This window comes from Amycolatopsis arida (assembly GCF_900115565.1).
GTDB classification, from domain to species: domain Bacteria; phylum Actinomycetota; class Actinomycetes; order Mycobacteriales; family Pseudonocardiaceae; genus Yuhushiella; species Yuhushiella arida.
Map to the genome: position 1 here is coordinate 293,198 of NZ_FOWW01000006.1, position 12,367 is coordinate 305,564.

Below are 12,367 nucleotides of genomic sequence, written 5' to 3' on the forward strand. Positions count from 1 at the left end.
ACTGTCGTCGGGCTCGGGCAGCTCCCTCGGCTCGGATCGTGACGATGGCGGCGTCGACGATCCGCGCCCGCCGGGCCCGCTCCGTGACCGGCATGTGCACCGACATCTGCTCGTGCGAGCAGAAATCCGCTCAGCCAACCAGGAAGGTAGGGTCATCGTCGTGAGCGTGGAGCGGTTGAGTGCCGAGAAGTACGTGTTGCTGACGACGTTCCGGAAGAGCGGCGAGCCGGTGTCGACGCCGGTGTGGGCGGCGCCGCTGGACGGTGAGCTGGTGGTGTGGAGCGCGCGGGACGCCGGCAAGGTCAAGCGGCTGCGGCGGGACGACCGGGTGGAGGTCACGGCGTGTGACGTGCGCGGGCGGCGTACGCACGGTCCGACCGTGCCCGGCCGGGCTCGGCTGCTCGACGCCGCGGGCTCGGCGCGGGTGCGGGACGCGATCGCTCGCAAGTACGGCGTGATCGGGCGGGTGACGATGCTGTTCAGCCGGTTGCGCGGCGGCACACGGCGCACGGTCGGCATCGCGGTGCGGCTGAATTCGGCCGCGTGAGTGCCGATCTGACCCGGATGAAGTTCGCGATCAGCTACAGCCCGCCCTACCACGGCACCGACCCCGACACGATCATCGCCTACGCACGGCACGCCGAGGACTGCGGGTTCGAGGCGCTCTACCTTCCCGAACACGTGGCGCTGTACCGCGGCGCGGCGATCGGAGCGCTGGAGCTGCCATCGTCACTGCCCTATCTGGACCCGCTCGACTGCCTGAGCTTCGTCGCCGCGGCCACGTGTCGGCTCCTGCTCGGCACGGCTGTGCTGGTGCTGCCGTATCACCATCCGGTGATTCTCGCCAAGCGGCTCGCGACCATCGACGTCCTGTCCCGCGGACGTATGCGGCTGCTCACCGTCGGCATCGGCGCGCTGCCAGGTGAGGCACAGGCGGTGGGTGTCGACTTCCGCACCCGCGGCCGCCGAGCCGACGAGGCGATCGACGTGTTACGCCTGCTCTGGGCCGGCGGCGAGGACGGCGTCAGCTTCCACGGCGAGTTCTTCGCCTTCGACGACCTGTTCAGCGTCCCGAGGCCCCACGGCTCCACCGGCCTGCCCATCCATGTCGGTGGTTCGACTCGCGCGGCCGCCCGGCGAGCCGGACGCCTCGGCGACGGGTACTTCCCCGGCGGGATCGTGCATCCGGACGAGCGTGCCGTCCAACTGGAGATCGCGCGCGCGGCGGCCGCGGAGGCGGGCCGCGACCCGAACGCGCTGGAGTACACCCGGTCGGCGTCGATCGACCTCACCGTCGCTCGGGCCGAGGAGTTGACCGCCCAGGGGGTGACCCGCGTCGTCGTGTCCAGCCCAGCCACGGAGCCGGCCGAGCAGCGCGCCGAGATGTTCGCGTTCGCCCGGCGGTTCGGGCTGGGCAAGCAGAGCGACTAGCCGGCGACCGCGGCGAGGGCCTCGGGGAGGGTGAACGCGCCGGCGTACAGGGCCTTGCCGACGATCGCGCCCTCCACGCCGTCCCGGGACAGCGCCGCCAGTGCGCGCAGGTCGTCCACACTGGACACTCCGCCGGAGGCGATCACCGCCGCGTCGGTGCGGGCGGTCACCTCGCGCAGCAGGTCAAGGTTCGGCCCCTTGAGCGTCCCGTCCTTGCTGACGTCGGTCACCACGTACCGCTGGGCACCGTCCCGGTCGAGCCGGTCCAGCACCTCCCACAGGTCGCCGCCGTCCTGGGTCCAGCCGCGCGCGGCGAGCCGGTGGCCAGCCCCGGTGATCCACACGTCCAGCCCGATCGCCACCCGGTCGCCGTGCTCGGACACCACCCTGGCGCTCCACTCCGGGTCCTCCAGCGCCGCGGTGCCGAGGTTGACCCGCCGCGCCCCGGTGCCCAGCGCCGCGGCGAGCGACTCGTCGTCGCGGATCCCGCCGGAGAGCTCCACGTGCACGTCCAGCTTCCCGACCACCTCGGCCAGCAGCTCGCGGTTGCTGCCCTTGCCGAAGGCCGCGTCCAGGTCCACCAGGTGGATCCACTCGGCACCATCGCGCTGCCAGGTGAGGGCCGCCTCCAGCGGGTCGCCGTACGCGGTCTCGGTGCCGGCCTCGCCGCGCACCAGGCGCACGGCCCGGCCGTCGGCCACGTCCACGGCGGGAAGCAGGGTGAAGGTCACGCGGCCACTATAAGAGCCACCGGCGGGCCACCGACCGGGCGGCCCCGACCGGCAGTGACGAAGGGAACGAACCACGCCGGCACTGCCGGGTGATCGCCTCCGGCGGGCCCACGTCCACCTCCAGTTGTCGCGGGGGTCGCGTCCGAACTCGTCACCGTGTCGATCGACGGCGGCCCGCGCGGCAACGGTGTCACGGGCCGACGACGACCGGCTGGGCTCGGCTACCTGGTGGCCCCGAGGATGCGCGCGGCGATCCGCTCCACGGCGTCGCCCGAGCGTGGGTGCTTCGACGGCGTCGGCCGCCCCGCCGGCGGGTCGCCCGGTCCGACGCCCGTCCATGGCCCGAACAGCATCAGCCCCGCCACCCGCGGGCGTGCCTCGGCGATCCGCGGGTACTCCCGGAGGCGTTGCGCCACCACGGCGTCGGTCTGCCCCGGACACCGTGGAGCGGCCTCCGGGAGCAGGAACACCGGCCGCCCCGGCGCCTGCCGCTCCAACGTCGCCGCCAGCCGCTCGATCTCGGCCATCGGCCGGCAGTACCAGTCGAAGCCCACCCAGTCCACCTCGTCGGGCACCCGCAGGTTCGCGTCGACCTTCGGCCCGGCCTCCATCATCACCGGCACGTCCGGGTAGGTGCCCTCGATCAGCCGCGCCGACCGCCGCACGTCGGCGAACGTCGCACCCCGGTGGAACGGCTCGTCCAGCAGGTAGAACGCGCCGACCCGGTCCAGGTACGGGCGCACCTGCGCGGCGAGCACACCCCAGCGCCGCTCGGCCTCGGCGTGCAGCCGACAGGCGCCGGACGCGCAGTCGAAGAACTCGTGGCCGGCGTAGACCACGCACGACCGGGGCGCACAGTCGGCCAGCGTCTCCGGCCGGTAGCGGTCGTAGTCGCTGATGTTCACCCAGTTGAGGTTGCTCCGGCCGGTCACCTCCGGCAGGTGGTCGCCACCGGCCGGGTGCAGCCGCGCGGCGTAGTAGCCGACGTACCGCAGCGCCGAGCCGGCCGGGCGGCGCAGCGCGGCCGAGTCCAGCCGCCCCACCCGCAGGTCATCAGCCGTGCTGATCCGTCCGGGGTCGCTCGCGTACCGGCCGAGGTAGAGCCGGGCGCGGTCGGGCACCACCTGGTCGAGCGTCAGCTCCACCCGCGCGCCGTTCACCGTGATCACGACGGCCAGCAGCGTGACGAGGGCCCACACACCCGTGCGCAGGCCCCCAGCCCCCGTTCCCTACAGCGTGCGCAGCCAGTTCTCCAGCAGGTGCGCCCCGGCGTCGCCGGACTTCTCCGGGTGGAACTGCGTCGCCCAGAGCGGCCCGTTCTCCGCGGCGGCGACGAAGTCCTCGCCGTGGTGCGCCCAGGTGACCCTGGGCTGCCGCCCGGGCAGCCCCGACTCCAGCTCCCACCGGCGCACCGCGTAGGAGTGCACGAAGTAGAACCGGGTATCGGCCGGCAGCCCGGCGAACAACCCGGAGTCCTCCGGCGCGCGGACCGTGTTCCACCCCATGTGCGGCAGGACGTCGGCGTGCAGGCGCTCCACGGTGCCCGGCCACTCGCCCACGCCGTCGGCCGCCACGTCGTGCTCCACACCACGCTCGAAGAGGATCTGCATGCCCACGCAGATGCCGAGCACGGGGCGGCCGCCGGCGAGCCGGGTGCCGATGATCTTCTCGCCGCCGACGGCGAGCAGGCCCTCCATGCACGCGGCGAACGCGCCGACGCCCGGCACGACCAGCCCGTCGGCGTCGAGCGCGGCGTGCGGGTCGGCGGTGACCTCGACGTCGGCGCCGACACGGCGCACGGCGCGCTCGGCGGAGCGGAGGTTGCCGGAACCGTAGTCCAGGATCACGACGCGAGGCACCCGTCCAGGTTAGCCGCGCCCGCGACCGGTTATCGCGACGGGCAGCAACACCAGCGCCGCGACGCCGAGCAGTCCGAACGCGACGGGGAAGCCGGTGGCCCCGACCATCGCGCCGACCGCCACCGCGCCGAGCCCCTGCCCGGCGTCGAAGGCCACGTTCCACGCCACACTCGCCGGCCCGGCGGCGGCCCTGCTGAACATCAGCACCAGCGCGTCGTTCTGCACCACCCCGAACCCGACGCCGAACAGGGCGACCGCCGCCACCGCCAGCGCCGGCGTGCCGGTGGTCGCGGCGAATCCCAGCAGGCCCAGGCCCACCCCAGCCAGTGCGAACGGCAGCATCCGCCCCGCTCCGGCGACCCCGCCGGCGATCCGCCCGGCGGTCCACCGGGCCAGCAGCGCCGTTCCGGCCACCACCAGCAGCGCGACCGTGCCCGAGCCGCCGAGCACGATCGGCAGGAAGGTCGCCAGCGCGCCGTACCCGGTGGAGCCGGCGAGCATCACCAGCCACGGCCGCCACGTCGCGGTCAGCAACGCGAGCCGATAGCGGTCGTCGGCGGCGGCCGGGGTGACGTCGCGCAGCAGCGCGGTCAGCACGACGCCGACCGCCGGCAACGCGGCCGCGAGCAGGAACACCGCGGGGAACCCGAGGTGCGTCGCCAGCCACGGGCCGGCCGGCATGCCGACCAGTTGGGGCACGCCGGTGGCCAGCCCGTGCAGCCCGGCGCCGCGGGCCAGCACCTCACGGGGCAGCAGCTCGGCGACCAATGCGCTGCCGCACACCGTCACCAGGCCGAAGCCGAGGCCGCGGACGAAGGAGATGGCCAGGATGCCCGGCGCGTCGGTGGCGAGGACGAGCAGCGCCGTGGGTGGTCCGAGCAGCAGCGCGCCGAGCAGCAAGGCCATCCGGTAGCCGCGGGCCCGGACGAGCGTGGGCACCGCGAACTGGGCGAGCACCGTGCTGGCCATGAACACCCCGGTGGACCCGCCCGCGGCGAGCTCCCCCGCGCCCTGGTGCGTCACCCACATGGGCACCACCGGCAACAGCAGGGCGAAGCCGGCGATCACGGTCACCGTGACGCTCAGGAGCAGCCGGAAGTCGCGATCACGCAGTGGGGACACCGCGCCTTTCTAGCCGGTGACCGGTGTCGGTCGGGACGGGGCTCTCGCTCGGCACGACACGTGCGCACCTGCTCACCGGACGAGTCCCACGCGCGGTGGCCCCGGCCACACCCGCCGTTCGTGACCGGCCAACACGGCGACGCGGGCGGCCAACACGGCGACGTGGGCGGCGAACACGCGTACACAGAGCGCGGACACGTTTGGGTTGGGGGACGCGCGGGTACTCTGGGGGTGAGCCCTATCGGGAGGCGACGCATGGCCGCCGACGACAAGCTGAACCGGTTGCTCCGCGCGTGGCGGCGCGACATCGACAGCGAGCCCTTCCCGGTGTTCTCCGACCTCCTGAGTCCACGCGCGTTGATCCCCCGACAGACCCGGCGCCGGGCGCGCACCGACCAGGTGTCCACCGGGCCGCGCCGGCACGGGGAGCGTCGTCCTGGCCGGCGCCACGCCCCCGGCCAGGACGACGACCGCCGCCGCTGACGGCGCGAGCGGGGCAGCCGGCCTCGGCGCGAGCGGGGGCCGTCCCGCTAGGCCAGGAAGTCCTTCACCGCCGCGGCGATCGACGCCTCGTCCAGGCCGTGCGCCAGGTCGTGGTTGGCCATGTCGCCGTACATCCGCACCTCGGTGTCCCGCCGCACGCCCAGCGACCGCAGCCGGTGCGGCACGTCGGCCAGCGCCTCGGCCACCTGGTGGGCCGACGTTCCGGCCAGGTAGGGCTCCACGAGCACCACCTCAGGGGTCGCGTCGGCCACGGCCGAGCGCAGCAGCCGCGCGTCGAACGGGCGCACGGTCATCGCGTACAGCACCGTCACGTCCACCCCGCGGGTCGCCTCCAGCACCCGGTCCAGCATCGGCCCCACCGCGAGCACCACACCCCGGCGCCCGCGCCGGACCAGCTGCGTCCCGGCACCGAGCCGCGGCGTCGCGTTCTCCGCCTCGGACAGCCTCAGATAGACGGTGCCGTCCCCGGGCAGCGCGTCGAGCAGCAGCCGGCGCGCCTCCTCCGGATGCCCCGGCACGTGCACCGTCCACCCGGGAATGGCGTCGAGCAGCGCCACGTCCGCCGGCGACTGGTGGGTCCGCCCGGCCGTCGACATGTCGTAGGACCCGCCGGAGGACACCAGCACAGCCCCGGCGCCCTGATGCGTCAGGTCGAGCTTGACCTGCTCGTACGGCCGCTCGACGAGGAACGACGGGAACGTGTGCGCCACCGGCCGCAGCCCGGACAGCGCGAGCCCGGCGGTCACCCCGATCAGCAACTGCTCACGGATGCCGACGTTGATCACCCGCCCGGGGTGCCGGAGCGCGGCCTCGTCCAGCCGGGCGGCCGAGACGTCGGCCAGCACCACCGCCAGCCTCGGGTGGTCGTCCAACGCCTCGGCGATGGTGGACACGAAGGTCTCCCGCATGCTCATGACAGGTCCTCCTCCGGCTCGACGACGGCCACCACTGCCAGCGGCCGCCCGGGATGGGGTTCGGTGAACGCCGCGTACAGCCCGTCGTGGTCGCGCCCGTCCACGGTGTGGGTGGCCCAGCCCTCCACCTCGAACCGCCGGGCGAGGCCGCCCGGCCAGCCGTGCGTGGCGGAGGAGTTGTCGATCGCCACCGTGGTGAGCCGGTCCAGCCCGGCCCGCCCGGCGAGCACGATGGCCTCGGAGTTCGAGCCCTCGTCCAGCTCGGCGTCGCCGACCAGCACCACCACCCGCGGCGTGCCGCGGTGCTGGGCACGCAGGCCGAGCGCGACGCCCACGGCGATCGGCAGCCCGTGCCCGAGCGAGCCGCTGCTGATCTCCACCCCGGGCACCAGCACCCGGTCCGGATGCTGGCCCAGCCGGGAGCGCGCGCTGGCCCAGCCGGCCAGCTCGTCCGGATCGAGGAATCCCTTGGCGGTCAGCACCGCGTAGTAGGCCATCGGACCGTGCCCCTTGGACAGCAGGAAGCGGTCGCGGTCCGGGTCGTCGACCGTGTCCGGCGCGACGTTCAGCACCCGGTCGTAGAGCACCCACAGCGCGTCCAGCGTCGACTCCGCGGCGGCGGCGTGCTTCTCGTCCCCGGTCATCCGCGCGATGAGGGCGGGAAGGTCGTCGTAGTCCCAGTGCCCGGACGCCATGCCGGGTGTCAGCGTTGCATTCGTCATGCCCCCACGCTGCAACCTCGACCAAAGTCGAAGTCAAGGTATGGTGGAAGCGTGACGAGGCTAGCCGACCACCTCACCATCGGCCAGGTCGCCGAGCGCAGCGGCGTGCCGCACACGACGTTGCGCTTCTACGAGGACAAGGGGTTGATCTTCGCCGAGCGCACCGCGGGCAACCAGCGGCGGTACCCGCGCGCGGTGCTCCGCCGGATCGCGTTCATCCGCGCCGCCCAGCGGGTGGGCCTGTCGCTGGAGGAGATCAGCCAGGGACTGTCGACGCTGCCCAGGGACCACGCCCCCACGAAGGCCGACTGGGCCCGGCTGTCCAAGGGCTGGCAGACCGAGCTGGACGCCCGGATCGACGCGCTGCAGCGGCTGCGCGACCGGCTGACCGGCTGCATCGGCTGCGGCTGCCTCTCGCTGCGCACCTGCACCCTGAACAACCCGGACGACCAGCTCGCCCGGTTCGGCCCCGGCGCCGGTGGGCTCAAGCCCGCCACCGAGGGCGGCATCTGACGGTCCCGTCACCCGAGCGCACCGGACAATACTTTCGGATGGTCCGGTGCCGCGGTTCACAATGTGGACCCGTTGCCTTTCTTGGCGCTCGGTGAATAGTCTGCGGGTGCGCCTCGAAGAACTCCGCCCACCACGGTCGACGCGGACCCGGGGTTGCCTCGACGGGAAGAGGAACAATCCCTTCCGGCGCAAGGAAAGCGTAAGAAACGCCCCCGCAGACTCCCCCTCTCGGGTTACCCCCGGACGCCGATGTCCGAATTGTTCGCAAAGGACATGCGGATGAAGTTCACCGAGATCTCCAACTACGACGTGCGCCCGGGCAGGCTGACCGAGTGGACCGCCACGGTGGCCTCGCCCGAGGTCGGGTGGGCCTCCGATCCCCGCCCGCCCTCGCACGTCCAGGAAGCCCACGTGCGCGACGCGCTGGTCCGACACACCGCCGGCCGGCCGGTCCCCACCTGGCTGGCGACCGCGTTCGAGCTGCCCGGCCCGCTGGACCCGACCGCGCTGCGGGCGGCCCTGCTGCGCTGGATCGACCGGCACGAGACGCTGCGGAGCGCGCTCTCGTTCGACCGGAACGGCCGGCTGTGCCGGTCCACGCTGCCCGCCGGCGGCGTGGCCCTGCACCACACCGACCGTGGCGAGCTCGGCCGCGGCGACGCGGTGGCCGCGCACGTCGCGGACCTGTTCGACCGGGTGACCGACCCCCTTGGCTGGCCGTCGTACGCCGTCGTCACCGTGGACCGCACCGACTCGACCACCATCTACCTCGGACTCGACCACGCCAATGTGGATGGTTACTCCATCCTACTGATCCCCAACGAGATCCGCGCGCTCTACCTCGCCGCCCGCGACGGCGCCGCCCCGTGCCTGCGGGAGGTCGGCAGCTACCTCGAGTTCGCCCACCGCGAGCGGGCCGAGACGGAGTCGGTCGGACCCGACTCCCCGGTGGTGGCCCGCTGGCGGCGGGTACTCGACGCCGGCGGGCAACTGCCCGGCTTCCCGCTCGACGTCGGCGCCGGCCCCGCGGCGCTGGTGCCCCAGCGCGGCACCTGCACCTGGCTGCTCGACGCCGCGCAGGCCGAGTCGTTCGGCGCGGCGTGCACCAAGGCGGGCGGCAGCTTCCTCGCCGGCGTGCTGGCCTGTCTCGGCATCGCCGGTCACGAGGTGAGCGGCGCCGGCGAGTTCCGCGCGCTCGCCCCGTTCTCCACCCGCGACGGGGCCGAGTGGGTGGACTCGCTCGGCTGGTACATCGGGCTGGCGCCGGTGGAGTTCCCGATCGGCGGGGCGGGCAACTTCCACCAGCTCGCCCGTACCGCGCGGGCCGCGGCCAGGGAGGCGAGGCCGGTGGCGCGGGTACCGGTCGCCAGGGTCGGTGAGCTGCTGGGAGCGCCGCTGCGCCCGCGGTTCGTGGTGTCCTACATGGACATGCGGCACACCCCGGGCGCGCAGGGTTGGCGGGAGTGGCGCACCTGCGCGTTCCACAGCAGGGCGGCCGCCGCCGACGAGGTCTACCTCTGGATCCACCGCGGGCCCGAGGGCGTGTACCTGACCTGCCGGCACCCGGACACCGGCGCTGGCCGCCGCAACGTCACCCGCTACCTGGGGCACCTGCGCCGGGTCATCGACGAGATCGCCGCGCAGGGCACCTACGCGATCCCGGAACGGCCCACGCTGCCGGCCGGGGACATCGCTCCGACCCGGTGACACCGAAAGGACGCACACCATGCTGATGACACCGATCCTGGACTACCGGCCCCGGCCGGGGCTGCTCGTCGAGTGGGTGGTCGGCCAGGACACCGCGGCCGCGGCCGAGCACGCCGAACCGCACCCCGCGCCGCCGTCGTACGTACAGGAGCGGCACATCCGGCGGGCACTGGCCAACCAGGAGTCAGGCAAGATCCAGTCTCCGTGGCTGGCGACGGTGTTCGACCTGCCCGGCCGGCTGGACACCACCGCGATGGCGACCGCGCTGGAGAAGTGGGTGCGCCGGCACCCGACGCTGCTCACCTTCTTCCGGCTCGACGCCGACCGGCTGCGGCGGCACGCGGTGCCCGCCGCGGAGTTCTCCCTCCGCACCGAGGAGATCGGGCGATTCGATTCCGCGGAGCGGATCCGGGAACGGTTGCACGATCGTTTCGACGAGGGCACCAGCCCGTTGACGTGGCCGTCGTTCGTGGCCGGCGCGATCGTTCGCGACGATTCGTCCACCGTTTACTTCGCGGTCGACCACGCGCATTCCGACGGCTATTCGATCATCCTCGTCTTCGATGAGTTGCGCCGGTTGTACCGGGCCGAGGTCGACGGCACGCCGGCCGATTTGCCGGAAACCGGTAGCTATGTCGACTTCTGCGCCCTGGAGCGTGCCAGGGCCGCCGAGGTGACCGCCGACTCCCCGGCCGTGCGGCAGTGGCTGGACTTCTGGATCTCCGGCGGCGGGCAGCCCCCGCGGTTCCCGCTGGACCTCGGCGTCGCACCGGACGGCACCTACCCGGCGGTGCCGGTGGACCTCGACCTGTTCGACGCCGCCGAGGCCGACGCGTTCGCCGCGGCCTGCAAGCGGCTCGGCGGCGGGTTCTCCGCCGGGCTGCTCGCCGCGCTCGGCATCGCCAACCACGAGCTGGCCGGGCTCGACGGCTATCGGGGGCTGGCCGTGGTGCACACCCGCGACGAGCCACGCTGGGCCACCACCCAGGGCTGGTTCATCAACCTGGTGCCGGTGCGGTTCCCGGTGGCCGGGGCGGCCGGGTTCGGCGACGTGCTCCGCCCGGCGCAGGAGGCGTTCGCCGCGGCCCGCGGGCTCGCCGGGGTGTCGGTGCACCGGGTGGCCGAGGTGGTGACCGAGGCGCTGAACGTGCAGGCCGACCCGCGGGCCGTGCTGCCGATGGTGTCCTACATCGACACCCGCCCCACGCCCGGTGCCGAGGACTGGGAGCGGTCCGACTGCCAGGTGCTCGGCGGGCCGGGCGACAGCCATGACGTGCCGATCTGGGTGAACCGCCTGCCCCGGCGCACCTACCTCAAGGCCAGCCACCCGGACACGCCGCAGGCGCGCGCCAACGTGCCACGCTACCTGGAGCACGTGCGGGAGATCCTGCGGACCGTCGCGCGGACCGGGGACTACGCGGTTCGGACGCCGGCCGCCGCCGGGACCTAGCGGTGCGGGTCAGCACGATCGACCGCTACCTGCCGGAGGCCGGCACGGTGGTCGAGTGGCCGGCCGGCACGGCGGTGGCCGACCCGCCGGCCGTGCCGGCGCCGCCGTCGTTCAACCAGCGGTTCCACCTGGCCACCGCCGACCGCAGGGACGGGCCGAGCACGTGGCTGGCGGTCGCGGTCGACCTGCCCGGCCCGCTCGACCCCGGGGCGTTGCGGGCCGCGCTGACGTCGTGGCTGCGCCGGCACGAGACGTTGCGCAGCGGGTTCCGTCGCCGCGGCGACCGGCTCGAGCGGTTCGTGGTGCCGGCCGCGGAGGTGACGGTCGGCGAGTCCGGTGGCCGGGAGTTCGACGACCCGGTGACGTTGCGCGAGCACCTGCGGGCCCGGCTGGACGCGGTGTGCCGGCCGCTGGGCTGGCCGTCGTACCTGCTCGCCACGATCGTCCGGCCAGGACTGTCCACTCTGTTCTGCGGGTTCGACCACCGGGACGTCGACGGGTACTCGCTGGCGGTCGCGGCGCACGAGCTGCCGGAAATCTACGCCGCGGTGCGGGCGGGCGTTCCGGTGCGGCTGCCACCGGCGGCGAGCTTCCTGGAGTTCTGCGCGCGGGAGCAGGCCGCGGTCGACCTGCCGGCCGGCGCGGTGCGGCGGTGGCGGGACTTCCTCGCCGCCGGGGGCGGCACGACGCCGAGGTTCCCACTCGACCTGGGCGCGCGGCCAGGGCGGGCCCTCCCGCAGGCGACGGGGATGTCGCGGCTGCTGGACGGCGCGGGCGCTGAGGCGTTCGCGGCGGCGTGCCGGGCGGCCGACGGCAGCAGCGTCACCGGGGTGCTGGCCGCGGCGGGGCTGGCCGCGCGACGGCTCGGCGGGGGCCCGGTGTTGCGGTTGCTCACCCCACTGCACACCCGGACCGCGCCGCGGTGGCGGCACACGGTGGGGTGGCTGACGACGGTGGCGCCGCTGACCGTGGACGCGCGGGCGGGTCGGTTCGCGGACGCGGTGGCGGCGGCGGGCGCGGAGTTCCGGGCCGCGCGGGAGCACGTGGACGTGCCGGTGGCCAGGGTGCTCGACGCGCTGGGCGACGCCTTCCGTCGAGACGGCGACGACGTCTTCATGTTGTCCTATGTGGATTACCAGAGGCTGCCGGGCGCGGAGTGGCACGGGCCGCGGCGGGCGTGGCACATCAGCAACGTCACCGCCACCGACGACGCGCAGTTCTGGGTGTCCCGCACGCATGACGGGCTGTTCCTGCGCTCGCGGTACCCCGCGACGCCCGAGGCAGAGCGGTCGGTGGGCGCGTTCGTCGGAGCGCTGGGTGAGACGCTGGCCGAGGTGGCCCACGGTGTCGCGGCGCGGTGACCACCGATCGCCGAAACGGGGTGCCCCCAGGCGTTCGCCCTGGCAGAATGTCG

The 12,367-nt window shown here is 74.0% G+C and carries 13 protein-coding genes; 7 read left to right on the top strand and 6 right to left on the bottom strand.

Annotated elements, in window-relative coordinates:
- Nucleotides 1–160: 160 nt before the first annotated feature.
- Together BM051_RS28575 and BM051_RS18940 are read left to right on the top strand one after the other, a co-directional pair.
- Entirely contained in the window at nt 161–547 is a 387-nt protein-coding gene (locus BM051_RS28575; RefSeq protein WP_243859294.1) for a PPOX class F420-dependent oxidoreductase, read from the top strand.
- Entirely contained in the window at nt 544–1,431 is an 888-nt protein-coding gene (locus tag BM051_RS18940) for a TIGR03619 family F420-dependent LLM class oxidoreductase (RefSeq protein ID WP_243859293.1), read from the top strand. Before BM051_RS28575 ends, BM051_RS18940 begins: the two co-directional genes overlap by 4 nt.
- Here BM051_RS18940 and priA read toward each other — a convergent pair.
- The 4 genes from priA to BM051_RS18960 all read right to left on the bottom strand — a co-directional run bounded on the left by priA (nt 1,428) and on the right by BM051_RS18960 (nt 5,143).
- Nucleotides 1,428–2,162: a bifunctional 1-(5-phosphoribosyl)-5-((5-phosphoribosylamino)methylideneamino)imidazole-4-carboxamide isomerase/phosphoribosylanthranilate isomerase PriA gene (gene priA, locus BM051_RS18945; protein ID WP_092531853.1), complete on the bottom strand. Its 735-nt coding sequence runs from the start codon at nt 2,160–2,162 to the stop codon at nt 1,428–1,430. The genes BM051_RS18940 and priA overlap by 4 nt on opposite strands.
- A gap of 221 nt (nt 2,163–2,383) precedes the next feature.
- Nucleotides 2,384–3,331, bottom strand: coding sequence for a hypothetical protein (locus BM051_RS18950; RefSeq protein ID WP_134045964.1), 948 nt, complete (start codon nt 3,329–3,331; stop codon nt 2,384–2,386).
- A 60-nt stretch (nt 3,332–3,391) separates the two neighbouring features.
- Nucleotides 3,392–4,021 (bottom strand): imidazole glycerol phosphate synthase subunit HisH, encoded by a 630-nt coding sequence (gene hisH / locus BM051_RS18955; RefSeq protein ID WP_092531859.1) that lies wholly within the window; start codon nt 4,019–4,021, stop codon nt 3,392–3,394.
- A 9-nt stretch (nt 4,022–4,030) separates the two neighbouring features.
- Nucleotides 4,031–5,143 (bottom strand): MFS transporter, encoded by a 1,113-nt coding sequence (locus tag BM051_RS18960; RefSeq protein WP_243859292.1) that lies wholly within the window; start codon nt 5,141–5,143, stop codon nt 4,031–4,033.
- Between the two features lie 255 nt (nt 5,144–5,398).
- Here BM051_RS18960 and BM051_RS18965 point away from each other — a divergent pair, with 255 nt between their 5' ends.
- A complete protein-coding gene (locus BM051_RS18965; RefSeq protein ID WP_092531862.1) occupies nt 5,399–5,626 on the top strand; it encodes a hypothetical protein in 228 nt (75 codons plus the stop codon).
- 47 nt (nt 5,627–5,673) lie between these two features.
- Here BM051_RS18965 and BM051_RS18970 read toward each other — a convergent pair whose 3' ends face one another.
- Together BM051_RS18970 and BM051_RS18975 are read right to left on the bottom strand one after the other, a co-directional pair.
- Nucleotides 5,674–6,561, bottom strand: coding sequence for a transketolase family protein (locus BM051_RS18970; RefSeq protein WP_092531864.1), 888 nt, complete (start codon nt 6,559–6,561; stop codon nt 5,674–5,676).
- Nucleotides 6,558–7,283, bottom strand: a complete 726-nt coding sequence (locus tag BM051_RS18975) for a thiamine pyrophosphate-dependent enzyme (RefSeq protein WP_243859291.1) — start codon at nt 7,281–7,283, stop codon at nt 6,558–6,560. Before BM051_RS18975 ends, BM051_RS18970 begins: the two co-directional genes overlap by 4 nt.
- A gap of 51 nt (nt 7,284–7,334) precedes the next feature.
- Here BM051_RS18975 and soxR point away from each other — a divergent pair, with 51 nt between their 5' ends.
- From soxR to BM051_RS18995, 4 genes are all read left to right on the top strand, one after another.
- Complete coding sequence (soxR, locus tag BM051_RS18980) at nt 7,335–7,796, top strand: redox-sensitive transcriptional activator SoxR (RefSeq protein WP_092531870.1); 462 nt, start codon at nt 7,335–7,337, stop codon at nt 7,794–7,796.
- Between the two features lie 279 nt (nt 7,797–8,075).
- Nucleotides 8,076–9,503, top strand: a complete 1,428-nt coding sequence (locus BM051_RS18985; RefSeq protein WP_166677611.1) for a condensation domain-containing protein — start codon at nt 8,076–8,078, stop codon at nt 9,501–9,503.
- 19 nt (nt 9,504–9,522) lie between these two features.
- Entirely contained in the window at nt 9,523–10,953 is a 1,431-nt protein-coding gene (locus BM051_RS18990) for a condensation domain-containing protein (protein ID WP_092531877.1), read from the top strand.
- Nucleotides 10,954–10,955: 2 nt separating this feature from the next.
- Nucleotides 10,956–12,314 carry a condensation domain-containing protein gene (locus tag BM051_RS18995; protein ID WP_166677610.1) on the top strand — a complete coding sequence of 453 codons (1,359 nt, stop codon included), beginning with the start codon at nt 10,956–10,958 and terminating at the stop codon, nt 12,312–12,314.
- The last annotated feature ends 53 nt before the right edge of the window (nt 12,315–12,367 follow it).

Excerpts from the sequence above, each read along its gene's own strand:
- BM051_RS18965 (WP_092531862.1), top strand. The coding sequence starts at position 5,399 with ATGGCCGCCGACGACAAGCTGAACCGGTTGCTCCGCGCGTGGCGGCGC.
- BM051_RS18970 (WP_092531864.1), bottom strand. The coding sequence starts at position 6,561 with ATGAGCATGCGGGAGACCTTCGTGTCCACCATCGCCGAGGCGTTGGAC.
- BM051_RS18975 (WP_243859291.1), bottom strand. The coding sequence starts at position 7,283 with ATGACGAATGCAACGCTGACACCCGGCATGGCGTCCGGGCACTGGGAC.
- BM051_RS18985 (WP_166677611.1), top strand. The coding sequence starts at position 8,076 with ATGAAGTTCACCGAGATCTCCAACTACGACGTGCGCCCGGGCAGGCTG.
- BM051_RS18990 (WP_092531877.1), top strand. The coding sequence starts at position 9,523 with ATGCTGATGACACCGATCCTGGACTACCGGCCCCGGCCGGGGCTGCTC.